This is a genomic window from uncultured Escherichia sp., assembly GCF_948475835.1.
Classification (GTDB): domain Bacteria; phylum Pseudomonadota; class Gammaproteobacteria; order Enterobacterales; family Enterobacteriaceae; genus ECMA0423.
Genome location: NZ_CAOLGM010000015.1, coordinates 1 through 24640, shown reverse-complemented (window position 1 = coordinate 24640; position 24640 = coordinate 1). Strand labels below are relative to the sequence as shown.

Genomic DNA, 24640 nt, shown 5'->3' with positions numbered 1-24640 from the left:
GCCCAACAACAATACGCCTGTGGCATTGTTCGCTCAAACTTATCGCGAGTGATTTGGCTCACACTCCGGTAAAGATTCCCCATCACGCCAACGGCACATAAACATCCGTTTCCAGTCGCTGCTCTGTCACCCCTTCGGCAAGATTGGTGTAGTGAAACAGAATCGGTGCTTTACGCATTTTCTCGCCGCTTGCAGGCAGCCAGTGGCGAATAATGCCCCATATCGTGTGTGAAATATCGTCCAGCTCGCCAACGTGGCGGGCCACGGCATAACGTCCACCGGTAAGTTCACCATTGCTCACACCATAACGATTATCGGGAATCGGTTCGCTAACGCTGCCGCAGATATCAAAGCGAAACGCTTCCGGTGCGGTGGTGGCAGGGTCGTCCCAGGCGACGCCAAAAGTCTGGCTTTGGTTAACAGGAGAAAGCCCCGTCTCTTTACGCCACATGATAAATTTCGCCACACTGTAGTTGAGCAACTCAGGGCTACAGCGGTGCGGCAACATCGCCACAGGGATTGATGGGAAATCGATAATGTTTACATCCAGTGTCAGGTTTGTCATTTTGCCTCCCTGCGAAATTATTCCCGGGAACGCGTCCCGGGAGCGGTAACAATTACGGATTTACTTTGCGGATCTGTTTGACGTCAATTTCAACAGAATTCCAGTCTTTATCGACTTCACCCTGAATCTCAACCGTATCTTTCGGCGTCACCGTCACACCGTTCCAGCGTTTGTGGTCGATATCAACATTGATAGTACCGCTGGCATCTTTAAACACGTAGAGATCGTCAGAGATGCGTTCAACGATATTGCCGCGCAGGGTTACCCAGGTGTCGTCACGCAGGGATTTTGCGCTTTCTACGGTCGTTACGCTGCCGTTCGGCCCCTGGAATCCTCCGGCCTGACTTTGCGTTGCCGATGGGCCAGAAAAACCGCCCTGCTCTGCTGCCATCACCGGTGCGCTGCACAGGGCCATTACTGCGATTACTGCTGCGAATTTTTTCATGTTTATTACTCCCTTTAATGTCTGTTTCCGAGCATTTAACAAGATAGTCCTTAACAACTTCTTAAGGGAAAAAAATAAAATTTAGTGCTGTACAGAGCGCGTTACAACACGGTTTACTGGCAGCAAATACGGTTATCGCAGGGATGAAAAAATGCGAATTTTACTGATAGAAGATGACATGCTGATTGGCGACGGCATCAAAACGGGCCTTAGTAAAATGGGTTTTAGCGTCGACTGGTTTACACAAGGTCGTCAGGGAAAAGAGGCGCTTTATAGCGCGCCTTATGATGCGGTGATCCTGGATTTAACCTTACCAGGCATGGATGGTCGCGATATTTTGCGCGAATGGCGAGAAAAAGGTCAGCGTGAGCCGGTACTGATCCTGACCGCGCGCGATGCGCTGGAGGAACGTGTAGAAGGGCTGCGTCTGGGAGCTGACGATTATCTGTGTAAACCTTTTGCGTTGATAGAAGTCGCCGCCAGGCTGGAAGCTCTGATGCGCCGAACCAACGGCCAGGCCAGCAACGAGCTGCGCCACGGTAACGTCATGCTCGACCCCGGCAAACGTATCGCCACGCTGGCTGGCGAACCCTTAACACTGAAACCAAAAGAATTTGCCCTGCTGGAATTACTGATGCGTAACGCTGGTCGGGTACTGCCGCGCAAACTGATTGAAGAGAAACTGTATACCTGGGACGAAGAGGTCACCAGTAATGCCGTTGAAGTGCATGTGCATCATCTGCGACGCAAACTCGGTAGTGATTTTATTCGTACCGTGCATGGTATTGGCTACACATTAGGTGAGAAATGAAATTTACCCAACGTCTTAGTCTGCGCGTCAGGCTGACGCTAATCTTTTTAATTCTGGCCTCGGTGACCTGGCTGCTTTCCAGCTTTGTCGCCTGGAAACAAACAACGGATAACGTCGATGAATTGTTCGACACCCAACTGATGCTGTTTGCCAAGCGGTTAAGTACGCTCGATCTCAACGAAATCAACGCGGCGGATCGCATGGCACAGACGCCAAATAAATTAAAACACGGTCATGTTGATGACGATGCGCTGACCTTTGCCATCTTTACCCACGACGGCAGAATGGTCCTTAACGATGGCGATAACGGAGAAGATATTCCTTATAGCTATCAACGGGAAGGTTTTGCTGACGGGCAACTGGTGGGCGATAAAGATCAATGGCGTTTTGTCTGGATGACCTCACCTGATGGCAAATATCGCATCGTTGTTGGTCAGGAATGGGAATACCGTGAAGACATGGCGCTGGCGATTGTTGCCGGGCAATTGATCCCGTGGCTGGTCGCACTGCCGATTATGTTAATCATCATGATGGTACTATTGGGTCGTGAACTCGCGCCGCTGAACAAACTGGCGCTGGCGCTGCGTATGCGTGACCCTGACTCGGAAAAACCACTAAACGCGACTGGCGTACCCAGCGAAGTGCGTCCGTTGGTTGAGTCGCTAAATCAACTGTTCGCCCGCACACATGCGATGATGGTTCGTGAACGACGCTTTACCTCCGACGCAGCTCACGAACTACGTAGCCCGTTAACGGCGCTGAAAGTGCAAACCGAAGTTGCGCAGCTTTCTGACGATGATCCGCAAGCGCGGAAAAAAGCGCTGCTTCAATTACATTACGGGATCGATCGCGCTACTCGTCTGGTTGATCAACTGCTCACTCTATCGCGGCTGGACTCACTGGATAACCTTCAGGACGTCGCGGAGATCCCGCTTGAAGATCTCCTGCAATCGTCGGTGATGGATATTTACCACACGGCGCAGCAGGCGAAAATTGACGTGCGACTGACACTCAATGCCCACGGCATCAAACGCACCGGACAACCGCTATTGCTAAGTTTGTTGGTGCGAAATTTGCTGGATAACGCCGTGCGCTACAGTCCACAGGGCAGCGTGATAGACGTCACGCTGAATGCTGATAATTTCATCGTGAGGGATAACGGCCCCGGTGTGACGCCAGAGGCTCTGGCGCGAATTGGCGAACGCTTCTATCGCCCCCCCGGACAAACCGCTACCGGCAGTGGACTTGGGCTATCGATTGTCCAGCGAATCGCCAAATTGCATGGCATGAATGTTGAGTTTGGGAATGCGGAACAAGGTGGATTTGAGGCGAAGGTAAGCTGGTAACTTCTCTGTCTATGAGAGCCGTTAAAACGACTCTCATAGATTTTACTAATAGCAAAATATAAACCGTCCCCAAAAAAGCCACCAACCACAAACCAGACAAATACCGAGCGAAAATACATATACCCAAAACTCGAACATTTCCCGCATAAAGAGTTTTCTTAAGATAAGAATAATAAGTGGCGTAAGAAGAAAAAATGCTGCAATCATTGCTTGCAATATACGATCTTCGCCTGAAACGGAAGGTATACTGCAAATATTGTCTCCCGACTCAAGCATCCAGTCATACTTATTGAAAGCAAAAAAAGCATCTATTAACCAATAAGTAAGCATTATGTATAACAGAGCTTCAAATATTGTTTGAATTTTATGCTTTAACATATATCAGTACGCTCATAAAAATCCATTTATAATTATCAACATGACACGTTGATATTTTCATCTTTTACTTATTCAAAGCCATATTTTCAATCCCAAAAAAAACCGAACCAAACGTGTAAATTATTCCGGTGCGAGTAAGAATTATGAGGAATGGCTATCAGTATTGTCATTTTCAGAAAATATTTATCCTGCATCGGTGAGTCAGAGCAAGATCAGACTTTTGCTAAATTCGCAAAAGACTTTGCACATTTTGCTAATTTCACCGTACCGCTCTGTGACGTACTATAGTCGGCAAACGTCTCACCTTGAGGTTAAAAAATGAGCAACATCCTGATTATCAACGGCGCGAAAAAATTCGCCCACTCCAATGGTCAACTGAACGACACCCTGACCGAAGTCGCTGATGGCACACTGCGCGACCTCGGGCATGATGTCCGCATCGTTCGCGCCGACAGCGACTACGATGTCAAAGCGGAAGTACAAAACTTTCTCTGGGCTGATGTGGTGATCTGGCAGATGCCAGGCTGGTGGATGGGCGCGCCGTGGACAGTGAAAAAATATATTGATGATGTATTCACCGAAGGTCATGGAACGCTGTATGCCAGCGATGGCCGTACCCGCAAAGATCCGTCAAAAAAATACGGTTCCGGCGGCCTGGTACAGGGCAAAAAATATATGCTTTCTCTGACCTGGAACGCACCAATGGAAGCCTTCACCGAAAAAGATCAATTCTTCCACGGCGTTGGCGTCGACGGTGTGTATCTGCCGTTCCATAAAGCAAACCAATTCCTTGGCATGGACCCGCTGCCGACATTTATCGCTAATGACGTGATAAAAATGCCTGATGTTCCCCGCTATACTGAAGAATATCGCAAGCATCTTGTGGAAATTTTTGGTTAACTAGAGCTCAGGCTTTAGAAGGAGTTAACCATGCTTACCGTAATCGCAGAAATCCGTACTCGTCCTGGTCAACATCACCGTCAGGCGGTATTGGATCAGTTTGCTAAAATCGTTCCAACCGTACTGAAAGAAGAAGGTTGCCACGGCTATGCGCCAATGGTGGATTGCGCTGCTGGCGTGAGTTTCCAGTCTATGGCACCGGATTCTATCGTGATGATTGAGCAGTGGGAAAGCATCGCGCATCTTGAAGCGCATCTGCAAACCCCGCACATGAAGGCGTACAGCGAAGCCGTAAAAGGCGACGTGCTGGAGATGAATATCCGCATCCTGCAACCTGGGATTTAAACCTGCCTTGTTTGCCCGGCCATCCTGACCGGGCAATGTTCTTTCCTTTAAACCTCAATCTCCGCCATGTCGCCTTTCTCTTGCAACCAGTTGCGGCGATCTTCCGAGCGTTTCTTCGCCAGCAGCATATCCATCATCGCGTCAGTACGCTGATCGTCTTCATCATCGATAGTCAACTGCACCAGACGGCGAGTGTTCGGATCAAGCGTGGTTTCACGCAATTGCATCGGGTTCATTTCCCCCAGACCTTTAAAACGCTGGACGTTCGGCTTGCCTTTCTTGCGTTTTAATTGCTCAAGTACGCCCTCTTTCTCTTCTTCCGTCAGCGCGTAATAAACCTCTTTCCCGAGATCAATACGGTAGAGCGGTGGCAGTGCGACGTAAACGTGACCGTGTTTCACCAACGCGCGGAAGTGTTTTACGAACAAAGCGCAGAGCAGCGTGGCAATGTGCAGACCATCAGAGTCCGCATCCGCGAGGATACAGATTTTGCCATAACGAAGCTGGCTCAGATCGTCGCTGTCAGGATCGATACCGATCGCTACCGAAATATCATGCACTTCCTGCGAGGCCAGCACTTCGTCGGAAGAAACTTCCCAGGTGTTAAGGATCTTACCTTTCAGTGGCATGATCGCCTGATATTCGCGATCGCGCGCCTGCTTGGCAGATCCGCCTGCGGAGTCACCTTCCACAAGGAACAGTTCGGTACGGTTAAGATCCTGCGCGGTACAGTCAGCCAGTTTGCCAGGCAGTGCTGGGCCGCTGGTCAGCTTTTTGCGCACCACTTTTTTAGCCGCACGCATACGGCGCTGGGCGCTGGAAATCGCCATCTCCGCCAGCAGCTCCGCCGCCTGAACGTTCTGGTTCAGCCACAGGATAAAGGCATCTTTCACCACGCCTGAAACGAATGCCGCGCATTGACGCGAAGAGAGACGCTCTTTGGTCTGCCCGGCAAACTGCGGATCCTGCATTTTCACCGACAGAACATAGGCGCAGCGATCCCAGATATCTTCCGCCGACAGCTTCACGCCGCGCGGCAGAATGTTGCGGTATTCACAGAACTCACGCATCGCGTCCAACAGGCCCTGACGCAGACCATTAACATGGGTACCGCCCTGCATCGTTGGGATAAGGTTGACGTAGCTTTCGGTCAGCAGTTCACCGCCTTCCGGCAGCCACAGTAGCGCCCAGTCCACAGCTTCAGTATCGCCAGCGAAATTACCGATAAACGGTTTTTCTGGCAGCGTCGGTAAACCGTTTACCGCTTCCGCCAGGTAATCATTCAGACCGTCCTGATAGCACCAGCGCTGTTCGGTGTTGTTGATCTCATCTTTAAAGGTAATCTCAACGCCGGGGCACAGTACTGCTTTGGCCTTCAGCACATGCGTCAGGCGTGAAACAGAAAAACGCGGGCTGTCAAAGAAGGTTTCATCCGGCCAGAAGTGCACGCTGGTACCGGTATTGCGTTTACCGCAAGTGCCGACAACCTGTAAATCCTGCACCTTTTCGCCATTTTCAAAGGCGATGTTATAAACCTGACCATCGCGGCGCACGTTAACTTCTACGCGCTTCGACAGGGCGTTAACCACCGAAATCCCCACGCCATGCAGGCCGCCAGAGAACTGGTAATTTTTGTTAGAGAATTTACCGCCTGCATGCAGACGGCAAAGAATCAGTTCAACCGCCGGTACACCCTCTTCCGGGTGAATATCCACCGGCATCCCGCGCCCATCGTCAATAACTTCTAACGACTGGTCAGCATGTAAGATTACATCCACGCGTTTTGCGTGACCCGCCAGTGCTTCATCGACACTGTTATCAATAACTTCTTGCCCCAAATGGTTAGGGCGAGTGGTATCGGTATACATCCCCGGACGGCGGCGAACCGGCTCAAGCCCGGTGAGTACCTCAATGGCATCAGCGTTATAAGTTTGCGTCATGGTTTAAGTTAGCAATTCGAGTTGATCGTCAGAGATGGTGCAGACCAAGAAAATCGACGATCGGGTTGAAATAATCTTCGAAGCCCGTGAATGCGTGGTTGCCGCCTTCTATGACAGTCTGGCGGCAGGAAGCGTAGTACGCCACCGCCTGGCGGTAATCCAGCACTTCATCTCCCGTCTGTTGCAGCAGCCAGATCAAATCCGGCGCTTCCAGCGGGTCAATCTGCATGACTTTGAGATCGTAAATATGGCGTGACTCTAGCACATATTGCTGCCCGGTGTAGGGGTTCTCGTTCTGACCGAGATAGTCCGTCAGCAGTTCAAACGGGCGTACCGCCGGGTTTACCACCACTGCGGGCAGCATAAAACATTGCGACAACCAGGTGGCGTAATATCCCCCCAGTGACGAACCGACAATACCCAGCGAATCGCCGCCATGTTCCAGGACAATGGATTCCAACAGCTCTGCCGCGTCGGAAGGATACGGCGGCAACTGCGGAATGATCATCTCAACGTCAGGGTGATGTTCCGCCAGCCAGTTTTTTAACAAGCTCGCTTTTGCAGAGCGCGGCGAGCTGTTGAAACCGTGTAAATAAAGAAGCGTAGACATCAGTAGCCTTCTGAAGCGGTATCAGGTTGGAAACGTGTGTCCGCCAGGCGATGCACCTCGGTGGTCAGCGTGCCATCAGCATGTAACTCGAGAGTACGCCAGCCGGGCGCGATGGTGTCCAGCGTAAAGTTGGAACAGTGCGGCTTAAACTGCACACAGGTCGACGGCGTTGCCAGCAGGCGGCGACCGTTCCAGTCGAGATCCAGCTCCTGATGAATATGACCGCACAGCAAGTATTTGACGTGCGGAAACTTCGCCAGCACGGTATCCAGTTCGCCCGCGTTACGCAGACTGTGTTGATCGAGCCAACTACAACCCGCAGGTAGCGGATGATGATGCAGCAGCAGCAACGTATGGCGTTCTGGCGCATCGGCCAGTTTACGTTCCAGCCACTCAAGCTGAAACTCGCTCAGCTCACCGTGCGGCACGCCAAACACCTGGCTATCCAGCAACAGGATTTGCCATTGCTCACCAATAAACACGCGCTTCGCCGGGGAGATACCCGCATCCTGTAACGCGCTGTACATCGCGGGCTGGAAATCGTGGTTGCCCGGCAGCCAGACGCAGGGCGCACGAAAACTTGCGATGCCTTCAGCGAAATGCTGATAGGCCGCAGAGGATTGATCCTGCGCTAAATCACCTGTCGCGACAATCAGGTCGAATTCGTGCTGATGTGGACGAATCGCCTCCAGCACCGCCTGGTAGCTTTCCCAGGTGTTTACCCCTAACAGGGCTTCGTGCTTTTGTGCAAACAGGTGAGTATCGGTAATTTGTAAAATCCTGACTCTGGCCTCACCAGCCAGAGGAAGGGTTAACAGGCTTTCCAAATGGTGTCCTTAGGTTTCACGACGCTAGTAAACCGGAATCGCCATCGCTCCATGTGCTAAACAGTATCGCAACCAGTCCGCTAAAAACTGGTTAATTTGATGCTTTTCGTCGCGTTGATGCAACTTTTTATTAGGATAATCATACCGCGCTTTGAAGCGAAAAATCTGCTGGCTTGAACACACTTCAGCCACCATCGCGTCATGATACAGACGCACCGTCATTGACGGAAGGCTCCAGTAACTGATCGCGGGCGCAGTCTGTTCTATTGTCACCAGGGTAGTGTATCGGGTCGATTCCACAATCGTCAGCCGATATTGTGCGTTTGCCACCTGATAGCTTACAGTTTCGCCGGGTGCGTCATTGCGCGGTAACAAACGGCGCAATTGTGAAAAGTTCATCTCGCACAGGCGCATCATTTCAGGAAAGTCAGGTGTGTAACGCTTCATTTATGCCCACTCATTTTTTAACGCTTGATGATGCAGCTGCAGCCATTGCAAAGCGATGACCGACGCTGCGTTGTCGATTTTCCCCTCTTCTACCCACTGGTATGCCTGTTCCCGGCTTACCACATGAACGCGAATATCTTCGTTTTCATCAGCCAGACCATGAATACCGCTTGCGGTCGTGGCGTCCACTTCGCCCACCATAATTGACGAACGCTCACTGGTGCCCCCCGGGCTTGCCAGGAAACTTAACACCGGTTTGGTCCGTTTGACTATCAGTCCCGCCTCTTCAATCGCTTCGCGACGGGCAACATCTTCCACACTTTCACCCTCTTCTATCATCCCGGCAACCATCTCCAGTAGCCAGGGGGTTTCACTGGTGTCGTATGCGGCAATCCGAATCTGCTCAATCAGCACAACTTCATCACGCACTGGGTCAAAGGGTAGCAAGACTGCGGCGTGACCGCGCTCAAAAATTTCCCTCCGTACCTCATGACTCATTTGCCCGTTGAATAAACGATGACGAAATCTATAAAGATCTAATGAAAAAAAGCCGCGATAAAGTGTTTCTCGTGCAATAATTTCTACATCGTTTTTGCCAAATGTAACGGGCAGGTTGTCTGGCTTAAGCATTGTTAATGTCCTGGCACTAATAGTGAATTAAATGTGAATTTCAGCGACGTTTGACTGCCGTTTGAGCAGTCATGTGTTAAATTGAGGCACATTAACGCCCTATGGCACGTAACGCCAACCTTTTGCGGTAGCGGCTTCTGCTAGAATCCGCAATAATTTTACAGTTTGATCGCGCTAAATACTGCTTCACCACAAGGAATGCAAATGAAGAAATTGCTCCCCATTCTTATCGGCCTGAGCCTTTCTGGGTTCAGTTCGTTGAGCCAGGCCGAGAACCTGATGCAAGTTTATCAGCAAGCACGCCTTAGTAACCCGGAATTGCGTAAGTCTGCCGCCGATCGTGATGCTGCCTTTGAAAAAATTAATGAAGCGCGCAGTCCATTACTGCCACAGCTAGGTTTAGGTGCAGATTACACCTATAGCAACGGCTACCGCGACGCGAACGGCATCAACTCTAACGCGACCAGTGCGTCCCTGCAGTTAACTCAATCCATTTTTGATATGTCGAAATGGCGTGCGTTAACGCTGCAGGAAAAAGCAGCAGGGATTCAGGACGTCACATATCAGACCGATCAGCAAACCTTGATCCTCAACACCGCGACCGCTTATTTTAACGTGTTGAATGCTATTGACGTTCTTTCCTATACACAGGCACAAAAAGAAGCGATCTACCGTCAATTAGATCAAACCACCCAACGTTTTAACGTGGGCCTGGTAGCGATAACCGACGTGCAGAACGCCCGCGCGCAGTACGATACCGTGCTGGCGAACGAAGTGACCGCACGTAATAACCTTGATAACGCGGTAGAGCAGCTGCGCCAGATCACCGGTAACTACTATCCAGAACTGGCAGCGCTGAATGTCGAAAACTTTAAAACCGACAAACCACAGCCGGTTAACGCGCTGCTGAAAGAAGCCGAAAAACGCAACCTGTCGCTGTTACAGGCACGCTTGAGCCAGGACCTGGCGCGCGAGCAAATTCGCCAGGCGCAGGATGGTCACTTACCGACGCTGGATTTAACGGCTTCTACCGGGATTTCTGACACCTCTTATAGCGGTTCGAAAACCCGTGGTGCCGCTGGTACCCAGTATGACGACAGCAATATGGGCCAGAACAAAGTGGGCCTGAGCTTCTCGCTGCCGATTTATCAGGGCGGAATGGTTAACTCGCAGGTGAAACAGGCACAGTACAACTTTGTCGGTGCCAGCGAGCAACTGGAAAGCGCGCATCGTAGCGTCGTGCAAACCGTACGTTCCTCCTTCAACAACATTAATGCATCTATCAGTAGCATTAACGCCTACAAACAAGCCGTAGTTTCCGCTCAAAGCTCATTAGACGCGATGGAAGCGGGCTACTCGGTCGGTACGCGTACCATTGTTGATGTGTTGGATGCAACCACCACGCTGTACAACGCTAAGCAAGAGCTGGCAAATGCGCGTTATAACTACCTGATTAATCAGCTGAATATTAAGTCAGCCCTGGGTACGTTGAACGAGCAGGATCTGCTGGCACTGAACAATGCGCTGAGCAAACCGGTTTCCACTAATCCGGAAAACGTTGCCCCGCAAACGCCGGAACAGAATGCTATTGCTGATGGTTATGCGCCTGATAGCCCGGCACCCGTCGTTCAGCAAACATCCGCACGCACTACCACCAGTAACGGTCATAACCCTTTCCGTAACTGATGACGACGACGGGGCTTCGGCCCCGTCTGAACGTAAGGCAACGTAAAGATACGGGTTATCTGCCGCATTCTTCCCCCTTCTCGCTTCAATTTCGACCAGCCATCCTCTATTCTGATGGGTATTTACCACTGGTCCCGGAAGACAAAAATGAAACGGACAAAATCCATACGCCACGCATCGTTCCGCAAAAACTGGAGCGCGCGCCATCTGACACCAGTCGCTCTCGCGGTTGCCACTGTTTTTATGCTGGCTGGCTGTGAAAAGAGTGATGAAACGGTGTCTCTCTATCAAAATGCTGACGACTGTTCAGCTGCAAACCCAGGCAAAAGCGCCGAATGTACCACCGCGTACAACAATGCGCTGAAAGAAGCCGAACGTACTGCGCCGAAATACGCCACCCGTGAAGACTGTGTTGCTGAATTTGGTGAAGGTCAGTGCCAGCAGGCACCAGCCCAGGCTGGCATGGCACCAGAAAACCAGGCGCAGGCCCAGCAATCCAGCGGGAGTTTCTGGATGCCGCTGATGGCCGGTTACATGATGGGGCGTCTGATGGGCGGCGGCGCGGGATTTGCACAGCAGCCGCTGTTCTCCTCGAAAAACCCAGCCAGCCCGGCTTACGGTAAATATACCGACGCGACGGGTAAAAACTATGGCGCAGCCCAGCCAGGCCGCACCATGACCGTACCGAAGACAGCCATGGCACCAAAACCGGCGACCACCACTACCGTTACCCGTGGCGGTTTTGGTGAATCTGTTGCCAAACAAAGCACTATGCAGCGTAGCGCAACTGGCACCTCTTCTCGTTCAATGGGTGGCTGATACCGATGGAAAGAGTCAGTATTACCGAGCGCCCGGACTGGCGTGAGAAAGCCCACGAATACGGTTTCAATTTTCACACCATGTACGGCGAGCCGTACTGGTGTGAAGATGCTTACTACAAGTTGACCCTCGCCCAGGTTGAAAAGCTGGAAGAAGTCACCGCCGAACTGCACCAGATGTGCCTGAAAGTGGTGGAAAAAGTGATCGCCAGCGATGAGCTGATGACCAAATTCCGCATTCCAAAACACACCTGGAGTTTTGTGCGCCAGTCATGGCTGACGCACCAGCCATCGCTTTATTCGCGTCTTGATCTGGCGTGGGATGGCACTGGCGAACCTAAACTTCTGGAAAATAACGCCGATACGCCAACGTCACTATACGAGGCGGCGTTCTTTCAGTGGATCTGGCTGGAAGATCAGCTTAACGCCGGTAACTTGCCGGAGGGCAGCGACCAGTTTAACAGTCTGCAAGAAAAACTGATCGATCGCTTCGTTGAGCTGCGTGAACAGTATGGCTTCCAGTTGCTGCATCTCACCTGCTGTCGCGACACGGTGGAAGATCGCGGAACCATTCAGTATTTGCAGGACTGCGCAACGGAAGCTGAAATTGCTACTGAGTTCCTCTACATCGATGATATCGGGTTAGGTGAAAAAGGTCAGTTCACGGATTTACAGGATCAGGTAATTTCCAACCTGTTCAAGCTGTATCCGTGGGAATTTATGTTGCGTGAGATGTTTTCCACCAAGCTGGAGGATGCAGGCGTACGCTGGCTGGAACCGGCGTGGAAGAGCATTATCTCCAACAAGGCACTTCTACCGCTACTGTGGGAGATGTTCCCGAATCACCCGAACCTGCTGCCCGCTTATTTTGCGGAAGATGATCATCCGCAAATGGAAAAATATGTGGTTAAACCGATCTTCTCCCGTGAAGGCGCAAACGTGTCGATCATTGAAAACGGCAAAACCATTGAAGCAGCGGAAGGTCCGTATGGCGAAGAAGGGATGATTGTTCAGCAATTCCACCCGTTACCGAAATTCGGCGACAGCTATATGCTGATTGGTAGCTGGCTGGTGAACGATCAACCCGCCGGAATTGGCATTCGTGAAGACCGTGCATTGATCACCCAGGATATGTCTCGGTTTTATCCACATATTTTTGTTGAGTAATCAATGATGCCGGATGGCATTCGCCATCCGGTAATTGTTAACCTATCTGCACCGACAGCATACTCAGGCTGCCCATTTCTATACCATCGACCGGAATGGTAATTGGCTCCTGCCCATCCCACGCACCTAAGACATACAACAACGGCAGATAGTGCTCCGGCGTTGGGTTCGATAACGCGCCACCTTCATGGTCGAGGTAATTCACCAGAGGATGCTGCTCTACCGCCCCTTGCCACGTCAGATTCGCTTTCACATACTCATTAAACGACATCGCCCAAGGATATGGTGAACTATCACCGTGCCACTTCACTGTACGCAGGTTATGCACCACGTTGCCACTGGCGACCAACATTATTCCTTCATCTCGCAGCGCTGCCAGTTTGCGCCCCATTTCGAAATGCCAGGCGGCAGGTTTGCTACTGTCGATACTCAACTGCACCATCGGGATATCGGCGTCAGGATACATCTTAATCAGCACGCCCCAGGAACCGTGGTCAAAGCCCCAGGCTTCTTTATCCAGCGTCACCGGGACCGGCGCTAACAGCTCAACCAGATGCTGTGCCAGCACAGGCGAACCCGGAGCAGGATAATGCGTATCGTACAGCGCCTGCGGGAAGCCACCAAAGTCATGAATCGTGGGCGGCGTCTCCATCGCGGTCACTCCTGTTCCACGGGTAAACCAGTGAGCCGAAACCACCACAATCGCTTGCGGGCGTGGCAATGTCATCCCCAACTTCTGCCAGCTGCGGGTATACAAATTATCTTCCAGCACGTTCATCGGACTACCGTGACCTAAAAACAATGCTGGCATACGTGTTGAAGACATGATGATATCCTTAACTAAAGGTGTCATTTTGATATCCTCACAATACGCTTGTTCGGCGGAGTAAGAACCCGGATAACAATGATGATGATCATCAGTTATTTTGACGATCTGCCTGAAGGTGAAGATTTATAAGGAGTTGTCGATGTCAGTACCTCTCATTCTGACCATACTGGCGGGGGCAGCCACGTTTATTGGCGCGTTTCTCGGCGTTCTCGGGCAAAAACCCTCGAACCGCTTACTGGCGTTTTCGCTAGGATTTGCGGCGGGGATCATGTTGCTCATCTCATTAATGGAAATGCTTCCTGCCGCACTAGCAGCTGAAGGAATGTCGCCTGTGTTGGGTTATGGAATGTTTATCTTCGGTCTGCTTGGCTATTTTGGCCTGGACCGCATGTTGCCACATGCGCATCCGCAGGATTTAATGCAAAAATCGGTGCAGCCGTTGCCAAAATCGATCAAGCGCACAGCCATTCTGCTCACTCTCGGCATCAGTCTGCATAACTTCCCGGAAGGGATTGCCACCTTTGTCACGGCGAGCAGCAACCTGGAGCTGGGATTTGGCATCGCACTGGCCGTCGCTTTGCACAATATCCCTGAAGGTCTGGCAGTGGCAGGCCCGGTTTATGCGGCAACGGGGTCTAAACGCACCGCGATTCTGTGGGCGGGGATTTCTGGACTAGCAGAAATTCTTGGTGGTGTGCTGGCGTGGTTAATCCTCGGTAGCATGATTTCCCCGGTGGTCATGGCGGCAATCATGGCGGCGGTTGCAGGAATTATGGTGGCGCTCTCGGTTGATGAATTAATGCCGCTCGCCAAAGAGATTGACCCTAATAATAACCCCAGCTATGGCGTACTATGTGGAATGTCAGTGATGGGATTCAGTTTAGTGCTGCTACAAACGGCGGGAATTGGTTAAAAACAACATCAGAAGTTGTCCAGCACATGGACAACTTCTGCCAGCTTCACGAAAGCCTTATTCTACCTTTTCGGCTGTCTCTTCTCTCGTACTGTTTAAGTATTTGTTCCGCGCTTCAAGCAGTGCGTCTCTGTCCTGGCGAAACGCCCGACAATAACGTTTCAAATGCAGGAAATAACCCACCACAACCAGAGCAATCAATACAATCCAGTACCAGGCGATAAACATCCTTTTACCCTTAATATTTAACAATACTAAACATTTAGCGCATAAATTTCACATATCCTTTTTCGGATATATTCATATGGTCGCATAATAACGGAACAATTATATGATTTTGATCATAATGAAAAAGAATGCCTGATATTAATGAAATTTTCTCATAGAAAGAGAAGCGGAATTAACATCTTGCATAGCGGGGCAAAATAAAAACCGAAGCCAGCTACAACTTCGGTTTCTTGATTAAGGCAGTAATTAAGCAGCGGTTTTCAGCTGGCTTTACGCTCATGTGCCTGACGGTATGCCACCAGGTCTTCAATAGTCACGAGCGCCATATTGTGTTTATTGGCAAACTCAATGCACTCTGGTGCACGCGCCATCGTGCCATCGTCATTAGTCAGCTCACACAGCACACCAGCCGGTTTAAAGCCTGCCAGCGTCATCAAATCAATAGTCGCTTCAGTATGACCGCCACGCGTCAGTACACCACCTGCCTGCGCGCGAAGTGGGAAAACGTGGCCCGGGCGATTCAGATCAGAAGGTTTTGCGCCATCGGCAATCGCTGCGCGAACGGTCGTAATACGATCAGCGGCAGAAACACCGGTAGTCACACCTTCAGCCGCTTCAATGGTCACGGTAAAACCGGTGCCATAGGCGCTGGTGTTATTTTCTACCATCATTGGCAGATCAAGTTGTTTACGGCGATCTTCAGTGATGCACAGGCAAACAATACCGCTACCGTGGCGAATGGTCAGCGCCATCTGCTCAACGGTCATGGTTTCTGCCGGGAAGATCATATCGCCTTCGTTTTCACGGTCTTCATCATCAAGCACCATTACACCGCGTCCTTCACGCAGCGCAGCCAGTGCATTTTCAACACGTTCGAAAGGCGTACCAAAAGAGGAAAGTAGCGTCTGATTCATGGTAAAAAAACCTCACTAAAATTATGGTTACCAGAATCAGGGCAGTCTTAGGAGTGGCGGCATATAGCCAAAATAACGTGAGCGGGTCCATGCCCGACAGAATCGTTACTCTCTCCCATCCGGACTCTAACCGTCGGCCCCGGAATTACACCGGATCTGCTGTCCTTTGAGTTCGCACCCAAAGCGCTCGCGGGCTTTCAACTGAGTTGATTTACCGCCGGTGGGGAATTTCGCCCCGCCCTGAGAATAAGCGGATTCACTATAACGCTAATGATTAGCGGCAGCAACGCATAGCTTCACATAATTCTGGTTTATGACTTACCCTTATCGCACTACAATGGTACTCAACACCTATCAGTACAGGGAAACTACAATGATTGACCCGAAAAAAATTGAGCAAATCGCTCGCCAGGTTCACGAATCAATGCCTAAAGGAATCAGGGAGTTCGGGGAAGATGTGGAGAAAAAAATCCGCCAAACCCTACAAGCTCAGCTGACGCGCCTCGACCTTGTAAGCCGTGAAGAGTTCGACGTCCAAACGCAAGTCCTGTTACGGACTCGTGAGAAACTGGCGCTGCTTGAACAAAGAATGAGCGAACTGGAAAATCGCAGTACTGAGATTAAAAAGCAGCCAGATCCAGAGACTCTCCCCCCAACGCTGTAAACATTTGTCTTTAATGCACTGTAAATTATGAATTAATCCTCTAATTTACAGTGCTTTCTATTACCTTATCGCTTAATTCCATTCAGAATATCATCACAAAAATGAATGAGTGCAATTGAAAATATAATTGTTATGTATTTTTTAAGTTTTACTTAATCCATATTTAGATAAACTAATTTCATAAAACCCGAAAAGTAAAATATAATATTTGAATGATTAGCAATCCTTAAATAACAGTTACTAATCATTCATTTTCTACTTATATTTATATAAAGGAATATTATGTCTGCTTTTAAAAAGTCACTTCTTGTTGCTGGCGTAGCAATGATTCTTTCCAATAACGTATTTGCTGACGAAGGTCACGGCATTGTTAAATTTAAAGGTGAAGTTATCTCTGCTCCATGTTCAATTAAACCAGGTGACGAAGACTTAACTGTAAATCTGGGTGAAGTAGCAGATACCGTTCTGAAAAGCGACCAGAAATCTTTGGCTGAGCCTTTCACTATTCACCTGCAAGACTGCATGTTGAGCCAGGGTGGAACCACTTATTCAAAAGCGAAGGTTACTTTCACCACAGCGAATACTATGACGGGTCAGACTGACCTGCTGAAAAACACCAAAGAAACTGAAATCGGTGGTGCCACAGGCGTTGGCGTACGTATTCTGGATAGCCAGAGCGGCGAAGTGACTTTAGGTACTCCGGTAGTAATTACATTCAACAATACTAACAGCTATCAGGAACTGAACTTCAAAGCTCGTATGGAATCCCCAAGCAAAGATGCTACCCCGGGCAACGTTTACGCTCAGGCTGACTATAAGATTGCTTACGAGTAATCACATTAGGCCGGGTTCGCCCGGCCACATCATTAACGGATTAATGATAAGTGGAACAGATGTATAAAAAATTAAAATTAACCACAATAAGCGAATTGATTAAAAATATTTATTGTTCATTATCCGTTCTCATCATTGGTTGTGCGTCAGCTTATGCCGTTGAATTCAACAAAGATTTAATCGAAGCCGAAGATCGTGAAAACGTTAACCTTTCCCAATTTGAAACTGATGGCCAATTACCCGTAGGTAAATACTCATTAAACGCTCTTATTAATAATAAAAGGACGCCAATCCATCTGGACCTGCAATGGGTATTAATTGATAACCAAACTGCAGTTTGTCTGACTCCAGAGCAATTAACATTATTAGGCTTTACTGATGAGATTATTGAAGAGGCTCAGCAAAACCTGATCGATGGTTGTTACCCTATCGAAAAAGAAAAACAAATTACAACTTATCTCGATAAAGGGAAAATGCAATTATCCATATCTGCACCTCAGGCATGGTTAAAATACAAAGATGCAAACTGGACGCCTCCTGAACTTTGGGATCATGGTATTGCTGGGGCATTTCTTGACTACAATTTATATGCCTCTCATTATGCACCACATCAGGGCGATAATTCACAAAATATAAGTTCCTATGGGCAGGCTGGGGTTAATCTTGGGGCCTGGCGCCTGCGTACTGATTACCAGTACGATCAGTCATTTAACAATGGCAAAAGCCAGGCGAACAACCTGGATTTTCCGCGTATTTATTTGTTTCGCCCAATCCCAGCAATTAATGCAAAACTAACTATAGGTCAATACGATACTGAATCCTCTATTTTCGACTCTTTCCATTTTTCTGGCGTTTCGTTGAAAAGCGATGAGAATATGTTGCCGCCTGATCTACGTGGTTACGCACCGCAAATCACGGGTGTTGCACAAACGAATGCAAAGGTCACTGTCTCACAGAACAACCGTATTATTTATCAAGAAAATGTTCCTCCTGGCCCATTTGCTATTACTAATTTATTCAATACATTACAGGGGCAACTGGACGTCAAGGTTGAAGAAGAGGACGGGCAAGTCACGCAATGGCAAGTTGCATCTAATAGTATTCCTTATCTGACGCGTAAAGGGCAGATTCGCTACACCACTGCTATGGGTAAACCGACCAGCGTTGGTGGTGATTCCTTACAACAACCCTTCTTCTGGACTGGTGAATTCTCATGGGGTTGGCTGAACAATGTATCCCTGTATGGTGGTTCAGTTTTAACAAACCGTGATTATCAATCTCTGGCTGCCGGCGTTGGCTTTAACCTTAACTCATTGGGTTCATTATCTTTTGATGTCACACGATCTGATGCTCAGTTGCATAATCAGGATAAAGAAACGGGTTATAGCTACCGCGCTAACTATTCAAAACGTTTTGAATCTACCGGTAGCCAGCTCACTTTCGCTGGTTACCGTTTCTCTGATAAAAACTTTGTGACAATGAATGAATATATCAATGACACTAACCATTACACGAATTATCAGAATGAAAAAGAGAGTTATATTGTCACGTTTAACCAGTATCTTGAATCATTAAGGTTAAATACATACGTAAGTTTGGCTCGTAATACTTACTGGGACGCCAGCAGTAATGTGAATTATTCATTTTCACTTAGCCGCGATTTTGATATCGGGCCATTAAAAAACGTCTCCACTTCTCTAACATTTAGCCGAATAAACTGGGAAGAAGACAACCAGGATCAACTGTACCTAAATATTTCGATTCCCTGGGGAACCAGTAGAACATTGAGCTATGGTATGCAACGAAATCAGGATAACAAGATTTCGCATACTGCTTCGTGGTATGACTCTTCCGATCGAAATAATTCCTGGAGCGTTTCTGCTTCAGGCGACAATGATGAATTCAAAGATATGAAAGCGTCACTACGCGCCAGTTATCAGCATAATACCGAGAACGGTCGTCTCTATCTCTCCGGGACATCACAGCGAGACAATTATTATTCTCTGAATGCCAGTTGGAATGGTTCATTCACGGCGACTCGTCACGGAGCCGCTTTCCATGACTATAGTGGTAGTGCTGACTCGCGTTTTATGATCGACGCAGATGGTGCAGAAGATATTCCGTTGAACAATAAACGCGCGGTAACTAATCGGTATGGCATCGGAGTTATTCCATCAGTCAGCAGTTACATAACAACATCATTAAGCGTTGATACCCGAAATCTTCCAGAAAATGTGGATATCGAAAACTCGGTTATCACCACCACCTTAACCGAAGGTGCTATTGGCTACGCCAAACTTGATACCCGCAAGGGCTATCAAATCATGGGGGTTATTCGCCTGGCAGATGGTAGTCACCCACCACTGGGGATTAGCGTAAAAGATAAAACCAGCCATAAAGAATTAGGACTGGTTGCTGATGGCGGCTTTGTATACCTCAACGGCATTCAGGATGACAGCAAACTTACTTTACGCTGGGGTGATAAATCCTGTTTTATTCAACCACCCAATAGCAGCAACTTAACCACCGGAACGGTTATTTTACCGTGTATTAGCCAAAATTAATTCAGGATGAAACTAATGCGCTACTTAAACACAAAGAATCTCATTGCAGCAGGAGTATTACTCGCCTGCATGAGCAGCATTGCCTGGGGTGCCATCATCCCGGACCGTACCCGTATCATAATGAATGAGTCAGATAAAGGGGAAGCATTAAAACTTACTAATCAAAGCAAAAATCTACCCTATCTGGCGCAAACATGGATAGAAGATACGAAAGGCAATAAATCACGTGACTTTATTGTCACGGTTCCCCCTATGGTACGTTTAAATCCCAGTGAGCAAATTCAAATAAGAATGATAAGTCAGGAAAAAATTGCTCAACTGCCTAATGACAGAGAAACGCTCTTCTATTTTAACGTGCGAGAAATACCGCCAAAAACAGATAAAAAAAATGTGATGCAAGTCACTATGCAGCACGCATTGAAACTATTCTGGCGACCAAAAGCTATTGAATTAGAAGATGATGGGGTAATGTCTTACGAAAAAGTTGAAATCATCCGTAGAAATGATGGTTCGATCCGCTTTAACAATAAGATGCCTTATCACGTTACGCTGGGTTATATCGGAACAAACGGAATCACAATGTTGCCACAAACGCAAAGTTTAATGGTAACCCCTTATAGCCATGCAGATACGCAGTTTAAAAATGTTCCGTCAGCTTTTCAGGTTGGTTATATCAATGATTTTGGTGGATTAAGTTTTTATGAAATAAACTGCCCGACGGTTAATAACTCTTGTAATGTTTCCGTAGCCAAACGAGATAAATAATATGCGCTACTTATTAATTGTAATTATATTTATTATAGGTTTTAGTGCATTACCTGTATGGGCAATGGACTGCTATGCTGAACATGAAGGGGGAAATACCGTAGTCATTGGTTACGTACCAAGAATTTCTATCCCCAGTAATGGTAAAAAAGGTGATAAGATCTGGCAAAGCAGTGAGTATTTTATGAATGTCTTCTGTAATAATGCATTACCTGCCCCATCACCTGGAGAAGAATACCCATCAGCCTGGACTAATATAATGATGTTTTTACCAGGCGGTCAGGACTTTTATAATCAGAACTCCTATATTTTTGGCGTAACATACAATGGAGTTGATTATGATTCGACTGCCCCTAATGCTATCGCAGCACCAGAATGCATTGATATAAAAGGAGCGGGTACCTTTAATAATCACTATAAAAACCCCGCTGTCTGTAGTGGAGGTCCTGAGCCTCAATTATCAGTAACCTTTCCAGCTCGCGTACAACTCTATATTAAATTAGCAAAAAATGCCAATAGAGTTAATAAAAACCTGGTGTTACCTGATGAATATATCGCTCTAGAGTTTAAAGGTATGAGTGGCGCAGGAGCTATAGAAGTAGACAAAAATTTGACCTTCAGGATTCGTGGATTAAATAATATTCATGTCCTTGACTGCTTTGTTAATGTCGCACTGGAACCAGCTGATGGCGTTGTTGACTTTGGTAAAATAAATTCCCGAACAATTAAAAATACCAGCGTTAGTGAGACGTTTAGTGTAGTCATGACAAAAGATCCTGGTGCGGCCTGTACTGAGCAATTCAATATTTTAGGGAGCTTTTTCACTACGGATATTTTGAGTGATTATAGCCATCTGGATATGGGTAATGGACTGCTATTGAAGATATTTCATAAAGATGGAACAGCAACGGAATTTAACCGCTTCTCACAATTTGCTTCTTTTTCATCGTCTAGTGCACCTTCGGTCACCGCACCATTCAGGGCAGAACTTAGTGCGAATCCGGCAGAGACTGTTGTTGAGGGACCGTTTAGTAAAGACGTCATCCTCAAAATCACCTATAACTAGCATCTAATACAAACACTAAAACGGGCCATCAGGCCCGTTATATCAGTGCTCTAACTCCAGCTCTCTTGCCTGCATCATCTGTTGACAATACCAGGCATAACGTGCGCAAAACCAGGTTCTATGTTCTTCATCCATGTTACCAGTAACGGCAAGAATATCGACCGGGCGACCTTCTGCGTGCATTCTGGCAAAACTACGCGCCAGGAAATCGAAATTATTTAAAGAATTAAGACTATGATCCATAAGCACATCCTCCGGTTATCGCATACCTTTTAAGGCCATATGCTTTTTCTGATTTCAGTATTCCCCAATCAGTGTAGTGCCTTTAAACATAACGTGCGTAAATATATTGTCCCCGATCACACTTTTTAGTGAAAAATAAAAAACCATATTAAAAAACTTTCTCTTCCAGAACTTCTCTAACATGTGTTATTATTAACAAAGATAAATGTAAGCAAGGAAACTATCCCAAAGTAAATATTGCGTCACTAAATGGACATTGGAGTGACATATGATTTTATTCGCCGACTATAATACCCCTTATCTTTTCGCTATTTCCTTTGTACTGTTGATCGGCCTTTTAGAAATTTTAGCGCTTATCTGCGGTCACATGCTCTCCGGTGCTCTTGATGCACATCTTGACCATTATGATTCCATAACCACAGGTCATATTAGCCAGGCACTTCATTATCTCAATATCGGAAGATTGCCAGCTCTCGTCGTTCTCTGCTTGCTGGCTGGTTTTTTTGGTCTTATTGGCATCCTGTTGCAGCATGCCTGCATCATGGTCTGGCAATCACCACTGTCGAACCTGTTCGTGGTTCCTGTCAGTTTACTGTTTACGATTATTGCGGTGCATTATACCGGTAAAATAGTTGCGCCCTGGATTCCACGCGACCATAGTTCAGCTATTACAGAAGAAGAATATATTGGTAGCATGGCATTAATTACCGGTCATCAAGCCACTTCAGGTAATCCCTGCGAAGGAAAACTCACCGATCAATTTGGCCAAATACATTATTTACTACTGGAGCCTGAAGAAGGAAAATTTTTCACTAAAGGAGACAAAGTGTTAATTATTTGCCGACTTTCTGCAACGCGATATTTGGCGGAAAACAATCCCTGGCCACAAATATTGTAATTTATTAATCAAAAGGAAATTTAATAATGGATGATATTGTTAATTCTGTGCCCTCCTGGATGTTTACCGCGATTATTGCCGTATGCATTCTGTTTATTATTGGAATTATTTTCGCCAGGCTCTATCGTCGCGCTTCGGCAGAGCAAGCTTTTGTTCGTACTGGTTTAGGTGGGCAAAAAGTGGTGATGAGCGGTGGCGCAATCGTGATGCCGATCTTTCATGAAATAATCCCCATCAATATGAATACTCTGAAGCTGGAAGTCAGCCGCTCAACCATTGATAGCCTGATTACGAAAGATCGTATGCGTGTTGATGTAGTAGTCGCTTTCTTTGTACGGGTAAAACCGTCTGTAGAAGGCATCGCCACTGCGGCGCAGACGTTGGGGCAACGCACGCTATCACCAGAAGACTTACGTATGTTGGTTGAAGATAAATTTGTCGATGCCCTCCGTGCAACAGCTGCACAAATGACCATGCATGAGTTACAGGATACCCGCGAGAACTTCGTGCAGGGAGTACAAAATACTGTCGCAGAAGACCTGTCGAAAAACGGTCTTGAGCTGGAAAGCGTTTCACTTACCAACTTTAACCAGACCTCGAAAGAACATTTCAATCCGAACAATGCCTTTGACGCCGAAGGTTTAACCAAACTGACTCAGGAGACGGAGCGCCGTCGTCGCGAACGTAACGAAGTTGAACAGGATGTAGAAGTTGCGGTGCGTGAGAAAAACCGTGATGCACTTTCGCGCAAGTTGGAGATTGAACAACAAGAAGCGTTTATGACGCTTGAGCAGGAGCAGCAGGTTAAAACCCGTACTGCCGAACAGAATGCACGTATTGCGGCTTTTGAAGCTGAACGTCGTCGTGAAGCAGAGCAGACGCGAATTCTGGCTCAACGACAAATTCAGGAAACGGAGATCGAGCGCGAGCAGGCCGTCCGCTCAAGAAAGGTTGAGGCTGAACGTGAAGTTCGTATTAAAGAGATCGAACAACAGCAGGTCACCGAAATCGCCAACCAGACGAAATCGATCGCTATTGCCGCCAAATCGGAACAACAGTCCCAGGCAGAAGCGCGTGCTAACCTTGCACTCGCAGAAGCAGTAAGTGCGCAACAAAACGTAGAAACCACTCGCCAGACCGCAGAAGCCGATCGTGCTAAACAAGTTGCCCTAATCGCTGCCGCGCAGGATGCAGAAACCAAAGCGGTTGAACTGACCGTGCGGGCGAAAGCAGAAAAAGAAGCCGCAGAGATGCAGGCGGCGGCTATCGTTGAGTTAGCCGAAGCTACACGTAAAAAGGGTCTGGCGGAAGCAGAAGCACAACGTGCGCTGAACGATGCTATCAACGTACTTTCTGATGAACAAACCAGCCTTAAATTCAAACTGGCCTTGTTGCAGGCGCTACCTGCGGTAATAGAAAAATCCGTTGAGCCGATGAAATCTATTGACGGTATCAAGATTATTCAGGTCGATGGTCTGAATCGTGGCAGCGCTGCGGGTGATGCAAACACGGGTAATGTGGGGGGCGGAAACCTGGCGGAACAAGCATTATCAGCCGCTCTCTCTTACCGCACACAGGCACCGCTGATTGACTCCTTGCTCAATGAAATTGGCGTTTCAGGCGGCTCACTGGCGGCATTGACTTCACCCTTAACCTCAACAACTCCCGTCGCCGAAAACGTAGAATAAATTTTCAGCTATGAACGTCCCTGGCACAAAAAGCCGGGGATTTTTTATATCTGCGTTCCGCTAAAAACTGCAAATGATCAGGTCGTTGCAACGTTTTGCGTGACCGCTCGGGGAAGGCA

At 48.0% G+C, this 24640-nt stretch carries 27 protein-coding genes and 1 riboswitch; of the genes, 15 read left to right on the top strand and 12 right to left on the bottom strand.

Features of this window, described 5'->3' with window-relative positions; all coding sequences use genetic code 11:
• Positions 1 to 82: 82 nt before the first annotated feature.
• Both QZF50_RS05140 and ygiW read right to left on the bottom strand, forming a co-directional pair.
• On the bottom strand, positions 83 to 565 hold the full coding sequence (locus QZF50_RS05140; protein WP_000183494.1) for a GyrI-like domain-containing protein: 483 nt from the start codon (positions 563 to 565) through the stop codon (positions 83 to 85).
• Between the two features lie 52 nt (positions 566 to 617).
• On the bottom strand, positions 618 to 1010 hold the full coding sequence (gene ygiW / locus QZF50_RS05135) for an OB fold stress tolerance protein YgiW (RefSeq protein ID WP_000712658.1): 393 nt from the start codon (positions 1008 to 1010) through the stop codon (positions 618 to 620).
• Positions 1011 to 1161: 151 nt separating this feature from the next.
• Between ygiW and qseB the strand changes: the two genes are divergently transcribed.
• Both qseB and qseC read left to right on the top strand, forming a co-directional pair.
• Positions 1162 to 1821: a quorum sensing response regulator transcription factor QseB gene (gene qseB, locus QZF50_RS05130; protein WP_001221502.1), complete on the top strand. Its 660-nt coding sequence runs from the start codon at positions 1162 to 1164 to the stop codon at positions 1819 to 1821.
• Positions 1818 to 3167 (top strand): quorum sensing histidine kinase QseC, encoded by a 1350-nt coding sequence (qseC, locus tag QZF50_RS05125; protein ID WP_000673354.1) that lies wholly within the window; start codon positions 1818 to 1820, stop codon positions 3165 to 3167. The genes qseB and qseC overlap by 4 nt, the downstream gene beginning before the upstream one ends.
• Positions 3168 to 3212: 45 nt before the next feature.
• Here qseC and QZF50_RS05120 read toward each other — a convergent pair whose 3' ends face one another.
• A complete protein-coding gene (locus QZF50_RS05120) occupies positions 3213 to 3545 on the bottom strand; it encodes a DUF2645 family protein (RefSeq protein WP_000912120.1) in 333 nt (110 codons plus the stop codon).
• A gap of 318 nt (positions 3546 to 3863) precedes the next feature.
• Between QZF50_RS05120 and mdaB the strand changes: the two genes are divergently transcribed.
• Together mdaB and QZF50_RS05110 are read left to right on the top strand one after the other, a co-directional pair.
• Positions 3864 to 4445: an NADPH:quinone oxidoreductase MdaB gene (mdaB, locus tag QZF50_RS05115; RefSeq protein WP_290388830.1), complete on the top strand. Its 582-nt coding sequence runs from the start codon at positions 3864 to 3866 to the stop codon at positions 4443 to 4445.
• A 30-nt stretch (positions 4446 to 4475) separates the two neighbouring features.
• Positions 4476 to 4790: a putative quinol monooxygenase gene (locus QZF50_RS05110; RefSeq protein ID WP_000958598.1), complete on the top strand. Its 315-nt coding sequence runs from the start codon at positions 4476 to 4478 to the stop codon at positions 4788 to 4790.
• Between the two features lie 47 nt (positions 4791 to 4837).
• Here the strand turns inward: QZF50_RS05110 and parE are convergent, their stop codons facing one another.
• The 5 genes from parE to nudF are packed head-to-tail and all read right to left on the bottom strand — an operon-like array spanning position 4838 to position 9244.
• Entirely contained in the window at positions 4838 to 6730 is a 1893-nt protein-coding gene (gene parE, locus QZF50_RS05105) for a DNA topoisomerase IV subunit B (RefSeq protein ID WP_000195296.1), read from the bottom strand.
• Between the two features lie 28 nt (positions 6731 to 6758).
• The gene (gene yqiA / locus QZF50_RS05100) at positions 6759 to 7340 is read right to left on the bottom strand and encodes an esterase YqiA (RefSeq protein ID WP_000105733.1); all 582 of its coding nucleotides are present in this window, start codon (positions 7338 to 7340) and stop codon (positions 6759 to 6761) included.
• The gene (gene cpdA, locus QZF50_RS05095) at positions 7340 to 8167 is read right to left on the bottom strand and encodes a 3',5'-cyclic-AMP phosphodiesterase (RefSeq protein WP_000444747.1); all 828 of its coding nucleotides are present in this window, start codon (positions 8165 to 8167) and stop codon (positions 7340 to 7342) included. Before cpdA ends, yqiA begins: the two co-directional genes overlap by 1 nt.
• A gap of 24 nt (positions 8168 to 8191) precedes the next feature.
• Positions 8192 to 8614, bottom strand: coding sequence for a DUF1249 family protein (locus QZF50_RS05090; RefSeq protein ID WP_000833393.1), 423 nt, complete (start codon positions 8612 to 8614; stop codon positions 8192 to 8194).
• On the bottom strand, positions 8615 to 9244 hold the full coding sequence (gene nudF / locus QZF50_RS05085; RefSeq protein WP_000917117.1) for an ADP-ribose diphosphatase: 630 nt from the start codon (positions 9242 to 9244) through the stop codon (positions 8615 to 8617).
• 204 nt (positions 9245 to 9448) lie between these two features.
• Between nudF and tolC the strand changes: the two genes are divergently transcribed.
• The 3 genes from tolC (at position 9449) to QZF50_RS05070 (ending at position 12915) form a co-directional block, all read left to right on the top strand.
• Positions 9449 to 10930 carry an outer membrane channel protein TolC gene (tolC, locus tag QZF50_RS05080; protein WP_000735278.1) on the top strand — a complete coding sequence of 494 codons (1482 nt, stop codon included), beginning with the start codon at positions 9449 to 9451 and terminating at the stop codon, positions 10928 to 10930.
• 147 nt (positions 10931 to 11077) lie between these two features.
• Positions 11078 to 11749 (top strand): DUF1190 family protein, encoded by a 672-nt coding sequence (locus QZF50_RS05075; protein WP_000831543.1) that lies wholly within the window; start codon positions 11078 to 11080, stop codon positions 11747 to 11749.
• Positions 11750 to 11754: 5 nt separating this feature from the next.
• A complete protein-coding gene (locus tag QZF50_RS05070) occupies positions 11755 to 12915 on the top strand; it encodes a glutathionylspermidine synthase family protein (protein WP_000442860.1) in 1161 nt (386 codons plus the stop codon).
• A 37-nt stretch (positions 12916 to 12952) separates the two neighbouring features.
• Here QZF50_RS05070 and ygiD read toward each other — a convergent pair whose 3' ends face one another.
• Positions 12953 to 13741, bottom strand: coding sequence for a 4,5-DOPA dioxygenase extradiol (gene ygiD / locus QZF50_RS05065; protein ID WP_001299419.1), 789 nt, complete (start codon positions 13739 to 13741; stop codon positions 12953 to 12955).
• A gap of 142 nt (positions 13742 to 13883) precedes the next feature.
• Here ygiD and zupT point away from each other — a divergent pair, with 142 nt between their 5' ends.
• Positions 13884 to 14657, top strand: a complete 774-nt coding sequence (gene zupT, locus QZF50_RS05060; protein ID WP_001295627.1) for a zinc transporter ZupT — start codon at positions 13884 to 13886, stop codon at positions 14655 to 14657.
• Positions 14658 to 14714: 57 nt separating this feature from the next.
• Here the strand turns inward: zupT and yqiD are convergent, their stop codons facing one another.
• Entirely contained in the window at positions 14715 to 14885 is a 171-nt protein-coding gene (yqiD, locus tag QZF50_RS05055; RefSeq protein ID WP_000469266.1) for a protein YqiD, read from the bottom strand.
• Between the two features lie 260 nt (positions 14886 to 15145).
• Positions 15146 to 15799 carry a 3,4-dihydroxy-2-butanone-4-phosphate synthase gene (gene ribB / locus QZF50_RS05050; RefSeq protein WP_001076997.1) on the bottom strand — a complete coding sequence of 218 codons (654 nt, stop codon included), beginning with the start codon at positions 15797 to 15799 and terminating at the stop codon, positions 15146 to 15148.
• 103 nt (positions 15800 to 15902) lie between these two features.
• Positions 15903 to 16051, bottom strand: a riboswitch (FMN riboswitch).
• 121 nt (positions 16052 to 16172) lie between these two features.
• Here ribB and ubiK point away from each other — a divergent pair.
• The 5 genes from ubiK (at position 16173) to QZF50_RS05025 (ending at position 21692) form a co-directional block, all read left to right on the top strand.
• Entirely contained in the window at positions 16173 to 16463 is a 291-nt protein-coding gene (gene ubiK, locus QZF50_RS05045; protein WP_001297598.1) for a ubiquinone biosynthesis accessory factor UbiK, read from the top strand.
• A gap of 282 nt (positions 16464 to 16745) precedes the next feature.
• The gene (locus tag QZF50_RS05040; RefSeq protein ID WP_001272149.1) at positions 16746 to 17297 is read left to right on the top strand and encodes a fimbrial-like protein; all 552 of its coding nucleotides are present in this window, start codon (positions 16746 to 16748) and stop codon (positions 17295 to 17297) included.
• Between the two features lie 59 nt (positions 17298 to 17356).
• The gene (locus tag QZF50_RS05035) at positions 17357 to 19861 is read left to right on the top strand and encodes a fimbria/pilus outer membrane usher protein (RefSeq protein ID WP_000277116.1); all 2505 of its coding nucleotides are present in this window, start codon (positions 17357 to 17359) and stop codon (positions 19859 to 19861) included.
• 15 nt (positions 19862 to 19876) lie between these two features.
• Positions 19877 to 20626 (top strand): molecular chaperone, encoded by a 750-nt coding sequence (locus tag QZF50_RS05030; protein WP_001269825.1) that lies wholly within the window; start codon positions 19877 to 19879, stop codon positions 20624 to 20626.
• 1 nt (position 20627) lies between these two features.
• Positions 20628 to 21692 carry a fimbrial protein gene (locus QZF50_RS05025; RefSeq protein WP_001269793.1) on the top strand — a complete coding sequence of 355 codons (1065 nt, stop codon included), beginning with the start codon at positions 20628 to 20630 and terminating at the stop codon, positions 21690 to 21692.
• Positions 21693 to 21734: 42 nt separating this feature from the next.
• On the opposite strand, the gene glgS is transcribed toward QZF50_RS05025, so the two are convergent.
• On the bottom strand, positions 21735 to 21935 hold the full coding sequence (gene glgS, locus QZF50_RS05020) for a cell surface composition regulator GlgS (protein ID WP_000350095.1): 201 nt from the start codon (positions 21933 to 21935) through the stop codon (positions 21735 to 21737).
• 268 nt (positions 21936 to 22203) lie between these two features.
• Here glgS and QZF50_RS05015 point away from each other — a divergent pair, with 268 nt between their 5' ends.
• Complete coding sequence (locus QZF50_RS05015; protein ID WP_000599947.1) at positions 22204 to 22833, top strand: OB-fold-containig protein; 630 nt, start codon at positions 22204 to 22206, stop codon at positions 22831 to 22833.
• A 26-nt stretch (positions 22834 to 22859) separates the two neighbouring features.
• Complete coding sequence (locus QZF50_RS05010; RefSeq protein WP_001472298.1) at positions 22860 to 24521, top strand: flotillin family protein; 1662 nt, start codon at positions 22860 to 22862, stop codon at positions 24519 to 24521.
• The last annotated feature ends 119 nt before the right edge of the window (positions 24522 to 24640 follow it).

Bases quoted from the DNA above. Each gene is read 5' to 3' on its own strand.
- yqiD (WP_000469266.1), bottom strand. From the start codon at position 14,885: ATGTTTATCGCCTGGTACTGGATTGTATTGATTGCTCTGGTTGTGGTG.
- ygiD (WP_001299419.1), bottom strand. From the start codon at position 13,741: ATGTCTTCAACACGTATGCCAGCATTGTTTTTAGGTCACGGTAGTCCG.
- QZF50_RS05010 (WP_001472298.1), top strand. From the start codon at position 22,860: ATGGATGATATTGTTAATTCTGTGCCCTCCTGGATGTTTACCGCGATT.
- QZF50_RS05075 (WP_000831543.1), top strand. From the start codon at position 11,078: ATGAAACGGACAAAATCCATACGCCACGCATCGTTCCGCAAAAACTGG.
- QZF50_RS05015 (WP_000599947.1), top strand. From the start codon at position 22,204: ATGATTTTATTCGCCGACTATAATACCCCTTATCTTTTCGCTATTTCC.
- tolC (WP_000735278.1), top strand. From the start codon at position 9,449: ATGAAGAAATTGCTCCCCATTCTTATCGGCCTGAGCCTTTCTGGGTTC.
- nudF (WP_000917117.1), bottom strand. From the start codon at position 9,244: ATGCTTAAGCCAGACAACCTGCCCGTTACATTTGGCAAAAACGATGTA.
- qseB (WP_001221502.1), top strand. From the start codon at position 1,162: ATGCGAATTTTACTGATAGAAGATGACATGCTGATTGGCGACGGCATC.
- QZF50_RS05070 (WP_000442860.1), top strand. From the start codon at position 11,755: ATGGAAAGAGTCAGTATTACCGAGCGCCCGGACTGGCGTGAGAAAGCC.
- QZF50_RS05120 (WP_000912120.1), bottom strand. From the start codon at position 3,545: ATGTTAAAGCATAAAATTCAAACAATATTTGAAGCTCTGTTATACATA.
- mdaB (WP_290388830.1), top strand. From the start codon at position 3,864: ATGAGCAACATCCTGATTATCAACGGCGCGAAAAAATTCGCCCACTCC.
- QZF50_RS05025 (WP_001269793.1), top strand. From the start codon at position 20,628: ATGCGCTACTTATTAATTGTAATTATATTTATTATAGGTTTTAGTGCA.
- QZF50_RS05140 (WP_000183494.1), bottom strand. From the start codon at position 565: ATGACAAACCTGACACTGGATGTAAACATTATCGATTTCCCATCAATC.
- zupT (WP_001295627.1), top strand. From the start codon at position 13,884: ATGTCAGTACCTCTCATTCTGACCATACTGGCGGGGGCAGCCACGTTT.
- yqiA (WP_000105733.1), bottom strand. From the start codon at position 7,340: ATGTCTACGCTTCTTTATTTACACGGTTTCAACAGCTCGCCGCGCTCT.
- parE (WP_000195296.1), bottom strand. From the start codon at position 6,730: ATGACGCAAACTTATAACGCTGATGCCATTGAGGTACTCACCGGGCTT.
- ygiW (WP_000712658.1), bottom strand. From the start codon at position 1,010: ATGAAAAAATTCGCAGCAGTAATCGCAGTAATGGCCCTGTGCAGCGCA.
- QZF50_RS05035 (WP_000277116.1), top strand. From the start codon at position 17,357: ATGTATAAAAAATTAAAATTAACCACAATAAGCGAATTGATTAAAAAT.
- glgS (WP_000350095.1), bottom strand. From the start codon at position 21,935: ATGGATCATAGTCTTAATTCTTTAAATAATTTCGATTTCCTGGCGCGT.
- QZF50_RS05040 (WP_001272149.1), top strand. From the start codon at position 16,746: ATGTCTGCTTTTAAAAAGTCACTTCTTGTTGCTGGCGTAGCAATGATT.
- QZF50_RS05110 (WP_000958598.1), top strand. From the start codon at position 4,476: ATGCTTACCGTAATCGCAGAAATCCGTACTCGTCCTGGTCAACATCAC.
- ribB (WP_001076997.1), bottom strand. From the start codon at position 15,799: ATGAATCAGACGCTACTTTCCTCTTTTGGTACGCCTTTCGAACGTGTT.
- ubiK (WP_001297598.1), top strand. From the start codon at position 16,173: ATGATTGACCCGAAAAAAATTGAGCAAATCGCTCGCCAGGTTCACGAA.
- QZF50_RS05030 (WP_001269825.1), top strand. From the start codon at position 19,877: ATGCGCTACTTAAACACAAAGAATCTCATTGCAGCAGGAGTATTACTC.
- qseC (WP_000673354.1), top strand. From the start codon at position 1,818: ATGAAATTTACCCAACGTCTTAGTCTGCGCGTCAGGCTGACGCTAATC.
- QZF50_RS05090 (WP_000833393.1), bottom strand. From the start codon at position 8,614: ATGAAGCGTTACACACCTGACTTTCCTGAAATGATGCGCCTGTGCGAG.